The sequence below is a fragment of the Streptomyces sp. NPDC053048 genome, assembly GCF_044547045.1.
Classification (GTDB): domain Bacteria; phylum Actinomycetota; class Actinomycetes; order Streptomycetales; family Streptomycetaceae; genus Streptomyces.
This window is the reverse complement of sequence record NZ_JBITZS010000019.1, coordinates 20,515-38,812: the sequence shown is the minus strand read 5'-3', so window position 1 is coordinate 38,812 and position 18,298 is coordinate 20,515. Positions and strand designations below refer to the sequence as shown.

14 protein-coding genes are annotated in these 18,298 nt (G+C 70.7%); 2 read left to right on the top strand and 12 right to left on the bottom strand.

Going from position 1 to position 18,298, the window contains the following annotated elements:
- The 6 genes from fxsT to ACIG36_RS33025 all read right to left on the bottom strand — a co-directional run.
- Positions 1 to 2,972 (bottom strand): FxSxx-COOH system tetratricopeptide repeat protein (gene fxsT, locus ACIG36_RS33050; protein WP_399936165.1); only part of this gene is annotated, 2,972 nt, incomplete at its 3' end.
- Positions 2,969 to 3,748: a hypothetical protein gene (locus tag ACIG36_RS33045; RefSeq protein ID WP_399936163.1), complete on the bottom strand. Its 780-nt coding sequence runs from the start codon at positions 3,746 to 3,748 to the stop codon at positions 2,969 to 2,971. The genes ACIG36_RS33045 and fxsT, both read right to left, overlap by 4 nt.
- A gap of 176 nt (positions 3,749 to 3,924) precedes the next feature.
- On the bottom strand, positions 3,925 to 4,926 hold the full coding sequence (locus ACIG36_RS33040) for an AAA family ATPase (RefSeq protein ID WP_399936161.1): 1,002 nt from the start codon (positions 4,924 to 4,926) through the stop codon (positions 3,925 to 3,927).
- Positions 4,927 to 4,943: 17 nt separating this feature from the next.
- Entirely contained in the window at positions 4,944 to 6,224 is a 1,281-nt protein-coding gene (locus tag ACIG36_RS33035) for a toll/interleukin-1 receptor domain-containing protein (protein WP_399936159.1), read from the bottom strand.
- Between the two features lie 175 nt (positions 6,225 to 6,399).
- Complete coding sequence (locus tag ACIG36_RS33030; RefSeq protein ID WP_399936157.1) at positions 6,400 to 6,765, bottom strand: hypothetical protein; 366 nt, start codon at positions 6,763 to 6,765, stop codon at positions 6,400 to 6,402.
- Positions 6,766 to 6,811: 46 nt separating this feature from the next.
- Positions 6,812 to 8,062, bottom strand: a complete 1,251-nt coding sequence (locus tag ACIG36_RS33025) for a DUF1266 domain-containing protein (RefSeq protein ID WP_399936156.1) — start codon at positions 8,060 to 8,062, stop codon at positions 6,812 to 6,814.
- A 133-nt stretch (positions 8,063 to 8,195) separates the two neighbouring features.
- Here ACIG36_RS33025 and ACIG36_RS33020 point away from each other — a divergent pair, with 133 nt between their 5' ends.
- The gene (locus tag ACIG36_RS33020) at positions 8,196 to 9,920 is read left to right on the top strand and encodes a SpoIIE family protein phosphatase (protein ID WP_399936154.1); all 1,725 of its coding nucleotides are present in this window, start codon (positions 8,196 to 8,198) and stop codon (positions 9,918 to 9,920) included.
- 101 nt (positions 9,921 to 10,021) lie between these two features.
- Complete coding sequence (locus tag ACIG36_RS33015) at positions 10,022 to 10,747, top strand: IclR family transcriptional regulator (RefSeq protein ID WP_399936153.1); 726 nt, start codon at positions 10,022 to 10,024, stop codon at positions 10,745 to 10,747.
- A 33-nt stretch (positions 10,748 to 10,780) separates the two neighbouring features.
- Here ACIG36_RS33015 and ACIG36_RS33010 read toward each other — a convergent pair whose 3' ends face one another.
- The 6 genes from ACIG36_RS33010 to ACIG36_RS32985 all read right to left on the bottom strand — a co-directional run bounded on the left by ACIG36_RS33010 (position 10,781) and on the right by ACIG36_RS32985 (position 17,889).
- A complete protein-coding gene (locus ACIG36_RS33010; RefSeq protein ID WP_399936151.1) occupies positions 10,781 to 12,682 on the bottom strand; it encodes a S41 family peptidase in 1,902 nt (633 codons plus the stop codon).
- Positions 12,683 to 12,777: 95 nt separating this feature from the next.
- Positions 12,778 to 13,089 (bottom strand): response regulator transcription factor, encoded by a 312-nt coding sequence (locus tag ACIG36_RS33005; RefSeq protein ID WP_399936149.1) that lies wholly within the window; start codon positions 13,087 to 13,089, stop codon positions 12,778 to 12,780.
- A gap of 209 nt (positions 13,090 to 13,298) precedes the next feature.
- Positions 13,299 to 14,153, bottom strand: a complete 855-nt coding sequence (locus tag ACIG36_RS33000; protein ID WP_399936148.1) for an arylamine N-acetyltransferase — start codon at positions 14,151 to 14,153, stop codon at positions 13,299 to 13,301.
- A 124-nt stretch (positions 14,154 to 14,277) separates the two neighbouring features.
- Positions 14,278 to 15,132 (bottom strand): geranyl diphosphate 2-C-methyltransferase, encoded by an 855-nt coding sequence (locus ACIG36_RS32995; protein ID WP_399936146.1) that lies wholly within the window; start codon positions 15,130 to 15,132, stop codon positions 14,278 to 14,280.
- A 56-nt stretch (positions 15,133 to 15,188) separates the two neighbouring features.
- Positions 15,189 to 16,409, bottom strand: a complete 1,221-nt coding sequence (locus ACIG36_RS32990) for a family 2 encapsulin nanocompartment cargo protein terpene cyclase (protein ID WP_399936144.1) — start codon at positions 16,407 to 16,409, stop codon at positions 15,189 to 15,191.
- 52 nt (positions 16,410 to 16,461) lie between these two features.
- Complete coding sequence (locus tag ACIG36_RS32985; RefSeq protein ID WP_399936142.1) at positions 16,462 to 17,889, bottom strand: family 2B encapsulin nanocompartment shell protein; 1,428 nt, start codon at positions 17,887 to 17,889, stop codon at positions 16,462 to 16,464.
- Positions 17,890 to 18,298: the final 409 nt, after the last annotated feature.

The window sequence follows — 18,298 nt, the reverse complement described above, 5'->3', positions numbered from 1 at the left end:
TAGCGGCCGACCAGGCGCAGGCCGACGCCGAGGTTGTGCTGGGCGAGGAGGGTCAGGTAGTCGTCGGGGCCCAGCAGCTCGAGGGAGGTCTCCAGGACCTCGCGCTGCATCTGCAGGGCCTCGGTGTACTGGCCGAGGTAGCGCTGGTCGGCCGCCAGGGAGTTGCCCGCATGGACCATGGACAGCGTATCGGGACCGGCGGAACCGCGAAGCCCCTCGATGGTGGCCCGGTCCAGCTCGTACGCTTCCCGGAACCGGCCGAGCGAGCGAAGGATGCCGCATTGGGCCAGTGTCAGGTCCAGCATCCGCCGGTCGTCGGGCCTCAGCAGCTGCGCCCATTCGGCCCGCGCCTGTTCGGCGAGACCGGCGCCCACTCCGTACGCACCGCAGGCGAGAGTGTAGGAAAGGCAATTGAGCACCAGACGCTGTGCGTCGGGTTCATCAGCAGAGAGCGCCCCGGCAGGTTCCAGGTGCGGCAGCAACTCGGCGTAGCGCGGCCAGGAACTCGAGTCCTGGGGATTGCCCGGGTCTGCTGTGACGAGCGTCCGACAGGCGACGCGCTGGAACAGCACCCGGACATCGGGCGATGTGAGGCGAGCGACGATGCCATGAACGAGCCGGTGCATGTGCACGGACTCCTGTTCAGGACCCGGATCACCGTGAAAGTAGCCTCCGGGATGATCCCTGGACAGCACGGAGAAATTGACGAGCGTGTCCAAGGCTCGCGTCCAGGTGGGCAGGTCGGAGGCGAGCCACCCCAAGCCCTCGGGCAGCTCGTCCGGTCGGAGGTGGCGCACAAGCCCAATGGGGATCCGCCCTGGCGCGAAGGAAGCACACAAGGTCAGGATCTCCACCGCGTGCGGCTGGGACTCGCGGAGCCGGTTGATCAATATCGTCCAGGACGTAAGGGAAGAGCGAACGACGCCATCGAAGTCTCCCGGGTCGGTAGCCGCACCGTCGCGCATCATGCGCAGGTATTCGGAGACGCCCATGTCCGACTCCCCGAGCCAGGCTGCAGCCTGGACGAGCACCAGAGGCATGTCGTTCAGCTCGGAAGCGACCTCGTCGGCCTGTTCAGCGGTGATACGGGGCGCCCGGCGCAGGAGATAGCCAATGCTTTCGGACCGCCGGAAGTTGGGGACCTCGATCGTGGCCACGCCCTCGCCGCTCCAGGTCCTGTTGCGGGAAGTGATCAGCACGTGCCCGGGTCCGTTGGGAAGAATCTCGCCCGCATCCTCGGTATCGTCCCATCCGTCGAAGACGAGCAACCACCGAGCATGCGGTTCACCGCGGCGCAGTGCCTCTCGGACGGCACGGATGTGTTCACCCGATTCGGATCCACTGACCAGACCGAGCTCGACAGCGAGTTCGCTGAGGTGTTCGCGCAAGGTGCCACGAGTGTCGGAGTTCACCCACCACACCACGTCGTAGTCGGAACTGAAGCGGTGCGCGTACTCGGCGGCCATCTGAGTCTTGCCGACGCCCGGCATACCCAGGAGTGCGACGGCGGCGGTGCCCTGCTCGGCATCCGTCAGATATTCCTGGATCCGGTCGAGCAGGTCGTCGCGGCCGGTGAAGCGGACGTTGCGGCGGGGCACCTCGCCCCAGACGGCCGGCGAGTCGTTGGGGTAGCGGGGGCCGGCGGGCAGCGGGCGGCGGGCGCGCGCCGTCGGCAGGCCGAGGCGGCCCAGCAGGCGGCGCTCGGCCTCCTGGGCGCCCACGCCCCACAGGTCCACCGGCTCCAGGACGGCGGTGACGGGCAGGAGGGTGCGGTTGGTGAGGTTGACGGCGGCGAAGCGCTGGGCATTGGCGGCGACAATGCCGCGCAAGGCTTCGCTCCACTCATCTGCGCGACGCGGCCCCAGCGCGAAGAACCAGTCGCTCAGCACCAGCAAGATCCGCCCCGGGGTCCTCAGCAGGAGATCGCCGATCGCCGTCTCCAGAGACGTCTCGCGGCGCGGATCCCAGCGCTCCATGGTGATGCGCAGTCCGTGACTCTTCAAACAGTGGGCGATCCAGCCGGCCCAGGGGCGATGGAATCCCGCGTAGCTGATCAGAATGTGCTCGGCCGCCATCACGGAGCCGTCCTCGCCAGCGCGTTCGGCCGGCACCGGGTGAGTCGCGGGGATCACATACACCGAGCCGTCGGCCACCGTCAGCCGTACCGCTCCGCCTCCGACTTTCCGGGTCACGCTCTCGCCACGGCCCACCAGCACCGTCGCAGGTCCTGTGGGCGTCGTGATCTCCAGCACCGCGGGGTCCGTGTCCGGCAGCGACAGCGTGTATGCCCCGGTCACCGCGGCGTCCTTGCCGAGGACGAGGTGCGCTCCGTTGCGGAGCGCGTACAACTGCGCCCGTGGCAGCCGTGCGGCGATCAAACCGACATCTGCCAGCAGCAGCCCGTCCGGAGTGTACGGCCGGATGGATACGGCCGAGTCGGCCGCCCTGTTCAGCGCCTTCGTCACGGTCGCCAACTGCCATGCGGTCTTGGCCTTCCGGACGGGATCCGGCAGACGGCCCCATGCATGGGCGAACCAGCGGGCTATACCGTCGCGACGCTCGTCGACCAGGGCGCGCAGGGCGGGAAGCAGCGCCCGCTCGATTTGGCTCTCGCTGTGCGGCCCGCCCTGGACGGCATGCCAGACGGCCTGCTCCTCGGCGTGCAGCGCAGGTGACCCATGACGGTGGACCTCGTCGACAAGACCGGGCAACCGGTGCACAGCGGCGTCACCGCTCGCTGCTCGCAACAGTGCCGCCAGTTCGCTCCGCAAGTCCGGCAGGAGGTCGCGGCGCAGCACGATATGACCGGCTCCACGCCGTTCCACCAGGTCGCCGAACCAGAGGTCCGTTTCGGCCGCGACGTCCAAACGAGGAGCCACGGTGAGTCGTACTGACCGGATCAGCTCGGGTTCGATGCGGGTCGCTGTACTGAGCAGTACAGCCAGCTCCCGGTCCGGCCGCCCACCGTTCATCGGACGGTTCCGTGCACGTGTCCCACCGTGGTTCCGCGGTCCCACACCACCGCGGGGAGTGCAGAGCGCAGCCAGTACGGCCAGCGGCGTTCGGGCACGGGGATGAGGATCACGGGCCGGGAGGCGTGCAACCGGATCAGACGCACCGTCTCAAGCCACTCTTTGCTGCCGGCCCGGTGTGGGTTGAACAGTGGACCGACCAATCCGAGCGCTGAGAGGATCAGCACGGTGGTACCGGGTGGTGGGGGACGGTACGCCACCCAGCTCGCCCGTGGCCCCTCGCCCGCCCCCCGCAGCGGCGAGTCGGAAAAATACAGGATCTGCGTGCCCGCCACACCGACGAGTGCACGTACCCGTCCCACCACCTCTTCCACATCGCGCGCGAAGGGCTCCATCGAGACGGAGATGTCGGCGAGGACCTGGACTCCGTAGCGCAAGGTGACGATGGGGCGGCGGGGCAACTCGGTCAGTGGCTGCGCCCTGGCCACCTGCTCGACGGCTGCCGCCATATCCGGCTCTCCCTCATGCGTGGCTCGTGCCAGCGCTGTGAACAGCACCGCCGTGGCCGAGCGCGGCGCGAGGAGCGGTTTATGAGCCGGCACGGCACGAGATCCGGACGGCACCGGTCCCGGCAGCGGATCAACCGTCCATCCTGTGAAGCCCGGTGGCCGGCTCTCCACCGCCGGGAGGGCGATCGCCGACCCACCGGCTATCTCGTCCTCACGGACCGATTCCGGCGGTGGCTCACCCGTGCCGTGAACGGTCTCGTCCGCCAACGGCTCATCAGAGCCGGGGGGCCGGGGGGCGAGGACGGGGCTGACGCCCGCAGGAGCCACGGCGGTCCTGTGGCCGCCCAGCCCGAGGCATCGAGCAATGCGATGCCATTGTTCGGCGGAGTCGGCCTCAAGGACTGCTGCGGCCTGTGCGACGTCGGCCAGCCACGCTTGGCCGATCACCATTCCTCCCCGACGGCCTGCTGGCGCTTGAGCAGCGCGCTGCCCTTGAGCCACTCCCATTCGGGATCGGCCACGTCGATGCCCAGCACAATGCAGGCCCGGAGCGCGTCGAGGTATTCGGCGGTACTCGGTGCACGCAGGCCGAGTTGCTTGGCCTGGCTGCGCACCGCACTCAGTTCCTGTGCCAGTGCCATGGCGATTCCACGGTGCTCCGGGCGCACCTCTCCGTACCATTGTTGAAGGTGCCGGACAGCGATGCGCGCGAGTGTGGGCTCGTCGTGTTCCGGCAGGGCCAGGACGACACAGCGCCGTAGGAATGCCTGGGGGAGCTCCCGTTCGTCGTTGGTCGTGATCACTACGAGATTCCGGGTAAAGCGGGCGTCTCCCGTGTCGGGGCCTGCTTCGGCGCGAATCTCGGTGCTTGTCTCGGTCACTGTGAAACGGTGCGAGCCCAAAGGCACCAGCAGGCTGTTGGGCACGTCCGGGTCGGCTTTGTCGATCTCGTCGATGAGAACGATCGCCGGGCACCCCCTGCGGCTCGCGTTGATTTCCTCGAACGGTTCCCGACACGTCGGGTCGGGCTCGTGCTCGGGACTCCGGCCCCGACGCCGAGCGGACTCGGGCGCCAGGGCCCACCACAGCGGCCCGGGGAGCACGTACGCAGCGTCGTCCAGTTCGACCAGGCGCGAGCTCGTCGATCGCACGCCGGCCAGCTGTGCGTCCGAAAGTCTGCGCACACTGTCGTACGTCCACAACAGGTCCCGGGGCTGTGTGCGTTGCGTGACGACATGTTCGTAGTAGCGCCAGCCGTTTTCCCGCGCCAAATAGGGAGCCAGCGATGATTTGCCTGATCCCGGACCTCCGCGGAGCAGGAGCGGTCGGCCGGTCGCCCGCGCCACCTTCACCACCAACTCGATCTCCGCCGAAATCACATAGACCGCACCGTCACCGCGGTCCGGTGCGAATCCGCCGCTTCCGAACGCGATCGATCCCCCCATGTCAGTCCCTTTCGTCTTCATCCTCTCCGCCCCCAGTCCCTCATCCCTTGAACGGACCGGTTGACAAACCTGATCATCTGGGCCGCAGCCCTGATCGACTCCTCTTCCGTCGCCTCACCGAAGGGCGGGGCGATGTCCACCGCCGCGGCAAAGCGTCCGTCGCTCGATTGCTCCGTGGGATGTGGCAGCACCAGGACGCATAGCCAGGGCATCCGGTCATGCAGCCAATCCACGACGCGTTCGGCTTGCTCAAGGGAGCAGGCCTGGGCATCCAGTACCAGAAAGGTCACGCAACCCGGCGTCTCCCGGACCTCTTCGAGCGACTTCCAGGGCTGAACGTGAAGTGTGGCCCTGAGCGTGTCCTCGCATGCCCGCTTGAGCTCTGCCTCCGGATCCTCCTCACCCCACGGACCGGCATCGGCATACATGCAGATATAGCGAGTGGCATCCATACAGAAGGCGCGGCCCAGGTAGTACGCACCTGTGTCGGGGTGAGAGGCCTTCAGCACGACGGTATGTCGCAGGGCCCGGTGGCCGACGGGCAGGACGTAACGAGCAGAGGCCGCGTCGACCCACACAGGCAGGACGAGCTCGACGAGGTTGCCGAACACCGTGGGTTCCATGAAGTCGCGCACTTTCCCGACCGCGTCCCTCAGCTGGGCAGCCGCATGTGTATGGAGCATCTGCGCAGCAAGCAGGCCACAGCTCAGATCCGCGCCCGCGACGGCCGGTCCGCGCTCCGGGAGTCGAAGCGCCTTGCCCACTTCCACCAGGGCACGCGCGTCCCACACTCTGGCGAGCTGAGCTTCGATTCTGCCCGTCCACGCACTTACGGGATCTCTGCGGTCGTAGACGGGAAGTTCACGAAAGTCGGCGAGGATCTCCGCGACGTCCGTCTCCGAGTACGACGCCGCCAACGGGATGTGCCGGGCACGAGCCACTTGGACGGTCACGAGGTCCGACATGCCCGCCTCCTGCACATCCTCCACGGTCACATCTCCGACGAGCACCGGCATGACGAACAGCGAGCGGTTGAAGCTCCGGCGCCACATGAGGATGCTGACCTCACGACGTACCCACGCCGACTCCAGAGCGTCGCGGTTGAGCAGAACTATGGCGGCGCGGCACTCCCGCAACCATTCGTAGAGCCTCGGGCGCCACTCCTCCCCCGGCCGCATCTCCTGGGCATCCAGGAGGACCTCGTACTTGTCGGCATTCAATCGTGCGGCAACCCGATCTCGGAGCGCCCGCGCATGCGGATCCCTGTTCGCGCTGTGACTGATGAACACCTTGCTCACGAACACCCGCCCTGTCCGGCACTTCACACGACGCGGACCGAGGCCGGCACCGCGCCTGCCCTCCCCCGGCCTCCCCTACTCTCTCCTGAATCGCTTCGATTCGTATGGGCTTACTGTCAAACTACGTATGTGGCGACGAGAGCGGCTGTTACGGAACGCTGCCGCGCCGACCGCGTCAGAGGGTCTTCATCCGCAGGATCGCGAGGCCGATCAGGACCAGTGGCGGCGCCATCCACCACAGGCCCAGGATCCGGCGGGCGGACGGGGTGAGCGTCAGGAGCAGCGCGAGGGCGCTGAGGGCGAGGGCGACCAGGCAGACCGCGGAGATGCCCGCGTAGGCGCCGTCGTCCCAGACGCCGTTGGGGCGGGTCATATAGGCGCCCGTCACACAGGCCGCCGACAGCAGGTGCAGGATCACCAGCGGCACCCCGAGCACCAGCCGGAGACAGCCCAGTTCGCCCGGTTCCCCGCTGTCGTCCGGACCGTAGGGGGCGGGGAGGTCCGCCGGTCTCAGGGGTTCTCGCTCTCGTGCTGGGGGCATCGCTGATGTTCCTCGTGCTGGGGGACGGCCGGGTCGGAAGCCAGGGTCAGGAGGCGAACGGCACCGTGCGCCACGGGCTTTCCGGGTCGGTGGTCAGTGCCCGGTGGGCGTCGAGGACCGTGGTGTACCAACGGCCGAACGCCTCCTCGTCGAAGTGCAGGCACCGGCCGAGTATGTATCCGGCGGAGAACTCCTCCCACGAGCCGTACGCGGCCTGGGCCTCCTTGGCCGCACGCTCGATCGCCGTGTGCATCTCGGCCTCCGTGGCGTACCGGGCGCCCCGGCCCCAGCGGGCCATCTTGGAGGCGCGCCCGATGTCCCAGGCGGCGATCGTGCGGACGTATCCGTCGGGCGGCAGGAGCTCGTCGGCGCGGAAGCGGGCCTCGTAGCGCAGCACCTTGCCCACCAGCGCGCGCAGGTGGGCGACGAACTCGCCGAACTCGCGGTCGTCGGTGGGGGCGCCGCTCTCCCGGGCACGCACCCGCAGCGTGCCCTCCACCGTGTTCCGCCACTCCTCGGGGTCGACGCGCGGGCCGTGCGCGGCGGCCAGGGCGTTGCGCGCGCCCAGCACGAAGTCCCAGTACCAGGGGCTCACATCCCTGCCGAGGAGCCGTTCCTCCATCACGAGCCAGTCGTCCCGGCCGTGCACACCCCAGTCGTCGGCGATGCGCTCGACCTCGCCGCGGTAGCCCATGCCGTGCCAGTGCGGGGTGTTCCACGCGTCACCGTTGCGGAAGCACAGGTGTGCCCCGCAGGCCAGGCCGTGCAGCAACAGGCCGGGCTCGGGGGCGCCGGTGCGCCGGGTGACCACCCGGTCCATCAGCTCGTCCGACGAGAACAGCTCGTGGTGCAGGTCCAGCCATGTCTCCCGTTCGTCGCCGGTGGTCAGGAAGTACTGCTCGCAGGGCGTGGCCGCGTTGACCGCGAGGACCTCGACGTCCTCGGGGACGATCCCCGCGAGCGCGCCGAGGGTGGCGTGCTCGTAGACGAGGAACGGGTGGGGCCGGGGCAGCAGACCGGAGGTGTAGACCTGCGCCACGGTGCGCCCGTCGGGGGTCTCGATGGTCAGCATGGGGTACTCGTCCTCGCCGGCCGCCCGCGCCTCGTCGAGCCGCACCGGGTAGTAGACGCCCTCGATGGCGAGGGTGCGCAGGTAGGCGTACGCGTTGTCGGCCCGGCTCAGCCGGTGCAGCTTCTGCTCCAGGTCGGTGGGGGCCTGCCAGGGCCCGCCGTCCTCCGGTGCCGGGACGAGCGGGAAGAACTCGTCGTGCATCTCGTCCTCGGCCAACGCGTCCATGGGGTTCCTTTCGTGCCAGTCCTCAAGATCGCGTACGTACGGTAGCGGAGGGGGGCTGCGGATGCGGCGGGCGGTACGGCGGGCCAGCATGGAAGGTGGGCGCCACGGGCAGGGGGCGAGACGAGGAGGAGTGGTGGCCGCTGACGCGCCGCCCCCACGGCGGCTCTTCGCGGAGGACACGCCCGGCTGCGCCGCGGAGGCGTGTGAGCACACGATGTGGCGGAACGTGCTGGACGGCACGGCGGCCTCCGTCTTCGTTCTCGATCCGCAGCTGCGCTACCTCTACGTCAATCCCGCGATGGCGCGGATGTGCGGCGTTCCCGCGGCCGAGTTCATCGGCCACACGCTCGCCGAGGTGCTGCCCGAGATCCGGCGCTCCGACGCCGTGCTGCGCGAGGTACTGCTGGACGGCCGGCCCCGGGAGATCGCCGTCAGTGGTCGTACGCCTGCCCATTCGCCGTTCGAGCAGCGGCAGTGGCGCACCGTCTTCCACCGGCTGGAGCACGACGGCCGGACCGTGGGCGTGTGCGGCGTCGGCGTGGAGGTGAGCGGTCTGCACCGGTACACGGAGGACCTCGAGTCGGCCCACCAGCGGCTCGCCCTGCTCGACACGGCCACCACCCGCATCGGCACCACTCTCGACACGGAGACCACCTGCGGCGAGCTGGCCGACTTCCTCGTGCCCGCGCTGGCCGACGCGGCCGGCATCGAGGTCGTCGAGGACGAACCGAGCGGTACGCCCCCGCCGGCGCCGGGCACGCTGCGGCTGCGCCGCATGGCGCTGGCGGCGGTGCCGGAGCTCGTCCACCACGTGGCACCGCTGGGGAAGGCCGGGGACTACGTGGACGTCCAGCGCGGCTCGGCGATCCGCCGGTGCCTGGAGACCGGGCGGCCGTGGGTGGGCAACTACGCCTCGGACGAGGTGCTCCGGAAGATGGCGCCGACCCCCCGACGGGTCGAGGCCTACCGGGCCGCGGGGATCCACTCGCTGCTGGTGGTGCCCCTGCCGGCGCCCCGGCATCCGGTGGGCACGCTCATCCTGGTGCGGGCCGGGTCGTCGCCGCCGTTCTCCGAGGACGACATCGTGGTGGCGCAGGAGCTGGCCGCGCGAGCGGCCGTGACGGTCGGCAACGCCCGCCGGTACACCCATGAGCACACCATGGCCCTGGAGTTGCAGCGCGCCCTGCTGTCCGAGCCCGGCAGCCCGCACCCGGACATCGAGACGGCCTCCCGCTATCTGCCCGCGGGCCGCAGCGCGCTCGTGGGCGGTGACTGGTACGACTCCCTCGCCCTGCCCGGCGGACGCACCCTGCAGGTGATGGGGGACGTCATGGGGCACGGGTTCACCGCGGCGGTGGCCATGAGCCAGTACCGTTCGCTGCTGCGGACCGTCGCCACGTCCGACGCGTCGCCCGGCGCGATCCTGGAGCGGGCGGACCGGTACGTCGCGCGCATCGGCCTGGACCGGGTGGCCACCTGCCTGCTGGTCCTGATCGATCCCGGTGCCGGCACGCTCACGGCCGCGAGTGCCGGGCATCTGCCGCCCGTGCTGCTGCGCCCCGGCAGACCCGGTGACCTGCTGCCCGTGCCCCCGGGCCCGCCGCTGGGCACCGACCTGTGCGGCTGCGGGACGTACACGACGCGCATGCCCGCCGACGGCGTCCTTCTGCTGTACACCGACGGCCTGGTGGAGCAGCGGGGTGTGGACATCGACGAATCGCTGCAGTGGCTGACGCGCCTGAACCTGCCCTCGGACAGTTCGTTGGAGAACATCCTCGACGTCGTGCTCTCCCAGCTCGTCCACGGTGCGGCCGAGGACGACATCGCCCTGCTGGCGGCGCGGCTGCGGGAACGGTGAGGCGGCGCGGCGGCGGGCACGGGGGCGAGCGCGTTCAGTGGGCATTCAGGCACCGTTTATCGCGGTGGCGTGGACTGGGAGCGGAGAGAAGGGGGCCGCCGATGACCGGATCCTCGGTCGGGGAGTCCGGCGAGCGCCCCGTTCCGGGACGGGGAGTCCTGGAGGGAGCGTTCGCCCTGCTGGAGGCCGTGGAGGCGGCGGAGGAGGCGGGGCTGACCGCGCTGGCGGCGCGCAGCGGGCTGCCGAAGGCGACGGCGTACCGGCTGCTGGAGCAACTGGCCGAGCTGGGCGCCGTGGAGCGCCGTGGCGTCCACTACCGGATGGGCCGGCGGATGTTCCGGCTGGGCAGCGGGTGGCAACCACATCCGGGGCTGCGCGCCGCGGCCGGAGGGCCGTTGCGACGGCTGGCCGCCGTCACCGGTGCCACGGCCGGGATCTGCGTGCTGGGGGAGGGCCGGACGCTGGCCGTCATGGGTGTTTCCGGCATGGTGGATCACCTGGCCCCGGTGCAGCCGGGGGTTTCCTGGCCGTGGACCACCGCCGCCGGCAAGGCGCTTGTGGCCACCGCGCCGGCCCGGATCCCCTGGGGGCCGCTGCCGCGCTCGTGGCGGCGGGAGGCCTCGAGGATCCGGGAGAGCGGGGTGGCCCTGGACCGGGAGGACCTGATTCCGGGCGTCTGCTGTGCGGCGGTGCCGGTGACCGCCACGGGCGGCGAAACCGTCGCCGCCCTGTGCGCGATGGTCGGCCCCTCGCAGGATCTGCGACGGCTCGCCCAGGCCGTCACCCGGGCGGGCCGCGCCGTGAGCGCCGGCCTGCGCGGGATGTGAGCCGCCGCCCTCCCCAGGCGGGCGGCGGAGCGGCTACGGGAGACGCTGTGTGGTGCTGACGACGAGGCGTCCGCCGAAGAATCCGTCGAGCCGGGCCGTCAGTGCCCCGGCGGCCGCGGGCACGGTGACGTCGGTCCGGCCGTCGGCGGTGTCCACCGACGCCCGGGGCCGCTGGTCGAGATAGACGTCCACGCGGTCCACGTTGGTCGTCCGCAGCCGCAGGCGCAGCGCCCCGTCGCCGGTGGCGGTGTCGGTGACGGTGACCGCGTGCACGGGCCGGTCGCGCAGCAGCAGGCCCGCCCGGTCCAGGAGGTCGGCGTTGTCCTCGAGGAGGTCGCGCCGGGTCATGCGGTGGCGCTCGTCGGGGACGATGCCCAGGTCCTCCACGGGCGTACCCGACTGCGCGCCGACGCGCAGGGTGCGGCGGATCGACACCCGCATGCCCGCGCCCTTCGGCAGGGGCGCGTACGGCACGGCCGTCTCGCCCTGGAGGAGGTCGGTGAGCAGCTGGTGGGTCCATACGTTGGCGCCGCCGGCGCCGGTGGTGTCGTCGGTGCCGAGCACCGGGCCGATGTGGTGGTCCTGGAAGCCGGCGGCGAAGATGTCGGTGGCGGAGTAGCAGCGTGCGTTGGTGATCAGCACGACGGGCCCGAAGTACTGCTGGCCGATGCTGTTCGCGCCGTCCTCGGGGGTGATGGGGAAGGCACTGGAGAAGGTCGAGCCGAGCTCGACGGCCTGTTCCATCGACGGCAGCCAGGCCCCCAGGTGGATGGCCGGGTCGTCGCGGTGCCTGTGGCAGATCCGCAGGTTGAGCGGGGTGTTGAGGAACTGGACGGGCTCGGGGACGATCCGGCGCGGGGTCAGCGTCTGCAGCAGGAACTCGGCGGCGTGGATGTGTCCGCCGCCGTTGTCGCGGACGTCGACGATCAGTCCGTTCTGCGGCAGCAGGCGCACGAGGCGGACGAACTCCTCGACGAAGGCCGCCGGCCTGCGGACGGCGAAGGTGAAGATGCGGATGTGGCCGAAGGTGCCCGAGGAGGTGTGCACCTCACGGGCCGTGAAGATCTTCGGCATGGTGCTGGGCACCTCGCCCTGCCGCAGTCCGGGCATGGCCTCCAGGTCCGAGGTCCCCTCCCGCACGGACTGCTCCTGTGCGATGACGCGCGGGGCGAACAGGAACAGTTTGGCCCGGCCGGTCTCGTCGGCGTCGAGGTCCAGGCCCTGGCAGGCGGCGGCGGTGCTGAGGGTGTCGGTGTCGACGAACGCCGGCAGGTTGTCCGCGATCCGCCAGTGTTCGCGCAGCTCGCGGCGCTCGCCGTCGGCGTCGGTGTAGCTGACGGTCACCCATTCCTCCAGCGGCGGCAGGTGGATGCGCAGCGGCCGCACGGTGAGGGACTGCAGGCCCCGGCTGTGACGGGCGGAGGTGTTGCTGCCCGCGTACCGGGCGGCGTTGAGGTCGACGGCCGTGGCGATGGGGATGCCGCTCCAGTGGGTGATCTCGGTGCCCGGTGCGAAGCCGGGGGCGGAGAATCCCTGGGCGACGTGGGTGACCAGGAAGTGCGCTCCCCGGTCGTCGGTGCACTCCTCGATCAGGAACGGCAGGAACGCGACCTTCCCCGCGAAGGGGTCGGGCAGTAGGTAGTTGGTGTGCAGGTCCCTGACCGAGTGGAAGATCTCCGACAGCTCCGCGTGGAAGATCCATTCCTTGGGCATGGTGTCCTCGGTCTGGCGCTCCAGGCGCCTGCGCAGCACGCGCAGCCGCTGGACGGGGTTCACCGCATGCATCGCCGTCTTCAGCGGCAGGTGGACGTAGTTCTGCTCGAAGATCACCAGCGCCTGGTCGACCAGGAGGCGGCGTTCCGCCAGGGTGAGCGTGTTGGCGGTGCTGAGGAAGTTGCTCACGGGAGAGGCGGCGTCGGCGGGGTCGTGCGGCATGGCGGCTCCTGCGGGTCCGGCGGGCTGCGGTGCCTCCCAGTCTTCGGCCCGCGCCGTGGGCCCGGTACCGGACCCACGGCGTATTCCCGACGTATTCACCCAGCCGGACGGTCGCGGGACGCGCTCCGGGAGCGATGGTGCGTCCCGGACGTCCTGAAGGCGTACGAGGCCAGGCATCCGCACAGCCGGGAGCCGAGTTCCAGCTTCTCGAGCACCGCGGACAGGTGGGCGCGCACCGTCCGTTCGGAGACCCACAGGCGGCGTGCCATCTGATCGTTGCTCAGGCCCTCGGCGAGAAGGACGAACACTTCCCTCTCGCGCGGAGTCAGACGGTCCACACGCTGCAGGGCCGGCATCCAGTGCGGTTCGTTCGACGCGGGCGTCGTGATGACCGCGGTCTCGTTCACTTCATGCTCTCCGGTGTCCGTGGGCGGAAAGGGCTGCGAGGCCGGTCGCACGATCGCGACCGGCCTCCGCCAGCTTTGCCCTCCGGCCACTCGTACCTCAAGAGCCACGGCCGTGACGGGACTCCGCGGGACGTCCCACGCTCCGACCTGCGGAGACAGCAGGCGTACGGGGACGGTGTGGGACGTGCGCGGGGCGTGCGGCGAGCGGGTCAGGCGGAGTCGAGCCCCTCCCTCAGACGGGCGAGGACCTCGTCGTCCACGACGATCCCGAACCCCTCCTCCAGGACGGGCCCGAGCCCGTCCGGGTCGATCTTCCGTTCCGTGAACGAGCCGTCGGGGCGGAAGGTGGTCCACGTGGTCGCGTCGAGCCGCTCGTGGCGGTCGGCGGCGAACCGCTGGAGGAAGAGGCGCTGGACGAAGGGCGACCGGCTGTGGGTGGAGACGAAGTGGCTGGCGACCACGTAGTCGATCGTGTACTGCCGGGTCAGGGTGAAGGTGTGCCGGTCCTGCCAGCCGTCCGCCCGGTACTGGTGCAGCCACCAGTCGTCGACGCCGAAGGTGCCCGGACGCCGCTCCAGCCGGAATCTCCAGCCGTCGAAGTCCACTTCGGTGCCGTCCGCGAGCTCGACCGGTTCCAGCGGTCCGCAGCCGAAGCCGACGTCGCACAGCCACAGCCGCTCGTCGTCGGCGGCCGTCACGGCCAGCAGCGCGTGGGTGGCGGGCAGGACCTTGGCGTTACCGAGCGTGACCCGACCGTTCAGGCCGGTGAACTCGAAGCCCAGCCGTTCCAGGGCGGCGGCGAACAGCACGACGTGCTCGTAGCAGTAGCCGCCCCGGCGCCCGCGCACCAGCTTGTCCTGGACGGCCTCGACGTCCAGGAGCACCGGGAGGCCCAGGACGGCGTTGATGTTCTCGAAGGGTATCGAGGTGACGTGCGCCCGGTGCAGGGCGCGCAGCGTCCGCAGGGTGGGCGTCCGGTCCCCGCGGTAGCCGATGTGGTCCAGGTAGGCGTCGAGATCCAGCAGGTCGCCGTTCCAGCCGCGGGATCGGTCGTCCGTCTCCATCGTGGTTCCTCGCTTCTCGGTCGCTGTGATGATCACGACCGTAAGCGGTGGCACCGCCGCCGGGCCTCTGCCCGGAGACGGTGCCCGCCTCGACATTTGGACCTAGGACGCGGGACGTTCGCCGTCAGATCCGGTCGGCGGCGATGAGCAGGTAGTGGAAGCTGCCCTCCTTGTACGCGGTGAGGAAGGCCTCCTCGATGCCCGTGGCCACCGACGACTTGGCGCGCAGCTCCCAGTAGGGGATGGTCGCGGCGGTGAGGTCCACGACGTTGATGGGGGTCAGGTTGTTGGCCGCGAGGGCCTTGAAGTAGGCGCTGCGCGGGTGGATGTTGCACGTGTAGTGCTCGTCGATGCGGCTGACGGCCTTGGAGCGCAGGCCGGAGACGTCGTTGGAGCAGCCGGTGACGACCACGTAGCGGCCGCCGCGGGCGAGGAGCCGGGCGTGCTCGCCGAAGAGTTCGAAGAGGTCGACGTACATGGTCGACTCGTTGTTCCAGCTGCCCTGGAGGGCCCCGGTGGGCAGGCCGGTGTCGAGCATGTTGCGGAAGTGGTAGCGGACCTTGTCGTCGACGCCCCTCTTGCGCGCCTGGTCGTTGGCGAACTCGACCTGCGCTTGCGAGATGGAGACGCCGTCGACCTCGCAGCCGAAGCGCTGGTTGGCCATGATGCTGGTGCCACCGCGGCCGCAGCCGGCGTCGAGGAGGCGGTGCTGCGGGGTTATCGGACCGAGGTGGTCGAGGAGGACGTCGGCCTGCGCCGACTCCAGGCGGTGGAGCTCCTCGATGATGCGCGCGTCACGGGTTTCGGCGGGGCCCTCCAGGACGGACGGGTCGTAGTCGCCGATGCCGTAGTGGTGGTGGTAGAGGCCGTCGACGTCGCCGAGGGAGAGGTTGACCGGGTCCTTCTCCTTGTTCCAGTAGTCGGCGACGGCCTGCTGGTACGCGGTGCGCAGCACGGGGGCGGTGGGGGCGGTGGTCATGCGGGGGGCTCCTTACGGACGGTGTGCGGTGGTGATGTGGTGCTGTGGTGCTGCGTTCAGGAGGCGTACCGGGCGCTGCCCCGGTGCCACTCGAGGTTCCCGCCGAGCCAGGCCCAGACGCCCGCGAGGAAGCGGCGCAGCTCCGGCGAACCGGTCAGGGCGAGGGCGGCGGCCTCGCGCTCGAAGGTGTGCACGAGCTCGTCGTGGATCGCCACGCTGCGCTCGACGGCTTCGTGCAGGGAGCAGCCGGACTCCTCGGCGATGACCGTGGGGAGGCTGAACTCGACGCCGCCGGAGTCCTGTTCCTTGGCCAGTGAGTAGAGGTCGTTGACGAGGGTGGAGGCGGTGGCGGCCATCGTGACGACGCGGCGCACGCGCGGATCGTGGTACTCGGCGGCGGACAGCCGGTAGCCGTCGACCACGTCGACGAGCGCGATGCAGGGCATGAAGCTGTTGATCTGCCGGTGGGCCAGGTACTCCCAGACCGCGGGCACGCGGCCGGAGCTGCGCCAGGATCCCTCCTGGGCGTAGCCGACGAACAGGACGGCGATCTCCTGGCGCAGCCGGGCCGTCTGGGTGGCGTCCGCGTACCGCGCCAGGTGCTCGAAGCTCGAGCGCAGGGCGACGCGGACGGGGTCGGCGCGGAAGCCCTCGGCGCTTTCGGGGGCGTAACCGGCGGGCGGGTGGGAGGGGTCCGTCGCCGGGTAGGCGAGGCCCAGGTGCGAGCCGAGGAGGGCCGGTGCGGACCCGGTCGTCTCGTCGTCGCAGTAGTAGTCGTCCGTGGCCCACTCGGCGAGCGCGCACCTGGCCGCGACGAGGAGCCGCTCGGGGTCGTCGGTGCCGGGGTGGGCGAGCATCATCAGCCGCCCGAAGCCGGTCGCGCGGACGCGGTCGAGCCGGTCCCGGTAGATGCCGGTCTCCTGGGCCCAGCCGATCAGCCGGTCGTTGACCTCGTCGGCCAGCGCCGGGTCGTCGCGGAGCGGCGGCGGGCAGTACAGCTCGGGGACCGGACCGGCCGACGCGCCGTGCGGCTCGCCCGGCGCGTCGGCGGCCGGTCGGGGGGCCGGGATGCGCAGGCCCGAGGTACCGAGCCCGGTCGGGCCCGCCGGCACCTTGCCGGCCACGCGCCGCGCGGTCCGCTCGGGTACGGCGGCCGTGGCGGCGGGCGCGCCGGGCAGGAGGGGCGCGGCGCCGCCGCGGTGGGACAGCAGGCCGGCCACCAGTCTCGCCAGGTCATGGGTGGCCACGGGCGCGTGCATGCGGGACAGCAGTGACACCGGTCTTCTCCGTTCTCGGGTGCCCGTCAGCGGCGGCGGATGCCGGCCGGGGTCAGGAGAACGCCCCGGAGACCTCGACGTTCTCGAGCACGCCGAGCGCGTCGGGCACGAGGACGGCGGCGGAGTAGTAGGTGCTGACCAGGTAGGAGATGACGGCCTGGTCGTTGATGCCCATGAAGCGGACGTTCAGGCCCGGCTCGTACTCGTCGGGGATGCCGGTCTGGCGCAGGCCGATGACGCCTTCCGCGGACTCGCCGGTGCGCATCGCCAGGATGGAGGAGGTGCCCTCCTCCGAGACGGGGATCTTGCCGCAGGGCAGGATCGGTACGCCGCGCCAGGCGGGGATGCGGTGTCCGTTGACGTCGGCGGTGTCGAAGCTCAGTCCGCGCTTGTTGCATTCGCGGCCGAAGGCGGCGATGGCCTTGGGGTGGGCGAAGAAGTACTTGGTCTGGCGCCGCATGCTCAGCAGCTCGTCCATGTCGTCCGGGGTGGGCGGGCCGGAGTGGGTCTGGATGCGCTGGCTGTAGTCGACGTTGTGCAGCAGGCCGAAGTCGCGGTTGTTGACGAGCTCGTGCTCCTGGCGCTCGCGCAGCGCCTCGATGGTCAGCCGCAACTGCTGCTCGACCTGGTTCATGGGGTCGTTGTAGAGGTCGGCGACCCGGCTGTGGACGCGCAGGACGGTCTGGGCCACGCTCAGTTCGTACTCGCGCGGCTCGAGTTCGTAGTCGACGAAGGTGCCGGGGATGACCGGCTCGCCCGTGTGCCCGGCGGTGAGGGCGATGTCGGCCTCGCCCCGCTTGTTGCGCGGGCGCTCCTGCTCGCCGCGGCGGTGCCGGACGTGGGCGCGCAGCGCCTCGCTGCGCGCGGCCACCTCCTCGTACGCCTGGCGGGGCAGCGCGAGGACCGTGCAGGCGGTCAGCGCGCGGGCGGTGAACTCCCAGTCGCCGGGCTCCGGCGCCAGGACCTGGCCGCCGAGGAATCCGCCGTCGGCCAGCAGGCCCCGCCGGGTCTCCTCCCCGTACTTGCCGGTGGCGACCTTCTCGACCTTGCCGTGGGCGATGAGGTGGACGTGGTCGGCGGTCCGGCCCTCCCGCGCGATGACCTGGCCGGGCTCGTACTCCCGCTGCTCGAACCAGTCGGCCAGCGCGCGCAGCGCCTCGCGGTCCTGGAAGCCGCGCAGCAGCGGCAGTTCGGCCAGCTCGGCGGGGACGACCCTGACGCGGGCGCCCTCCTGGACGAAGGTCACCCGCCCGTCCCCGACCTCGTACACCAGGCGCCGGTTGACCCGGTACGTTCCACCGCTCACCTGCACCCAGGGCAGCATGCGGATCAGCCAGCGCGAGCTGAGGCCCTGCATCTGCGGCACGGACTTGGTGGTGGTCGCCAGGTTCCGGGCGGCCGCGATGCCCAGGCTGAGCTGCGCGTGGCCCCCCGTGGGTTCCTGCTGCTCCGGCTGCTCCGGCGTCACTGCGGTCGACATCCCTGGTCCTTCCGTCTCTGGGCCCCTGACGGCCTGTGGAACGCTCCCGGCAGGGCCTGCGACCTGCGGTGACGACACTCCGCCGGGGAGTGAATCAGCCCGCGAGGACGCCGGTCGACAAGAGACGGGCGGATGGCGACACATTTACGCCACATGTTTCGCAGCAGTCTCGGAAACCTCCATTGCCCCCTGGTTCACTCTGGGCACTCGGTCAATCGCGCACTCGGTCCCTGTTGTTGAGGTGAACACGCCCGTCCGTTCGGCCGGCGCAGCGGCCCTTCCGCCGGCCGGCGTGCGGGTACCGGCCTCGTGCGGGCCCTGGGCCGTGCCGTTCCCGAGGATGGCGAAAACGCTTCGCTGCGGGACGGCCGGGGTGGTAAAGGCCCAGGGCTTCCGGGCCTGCGGTGTG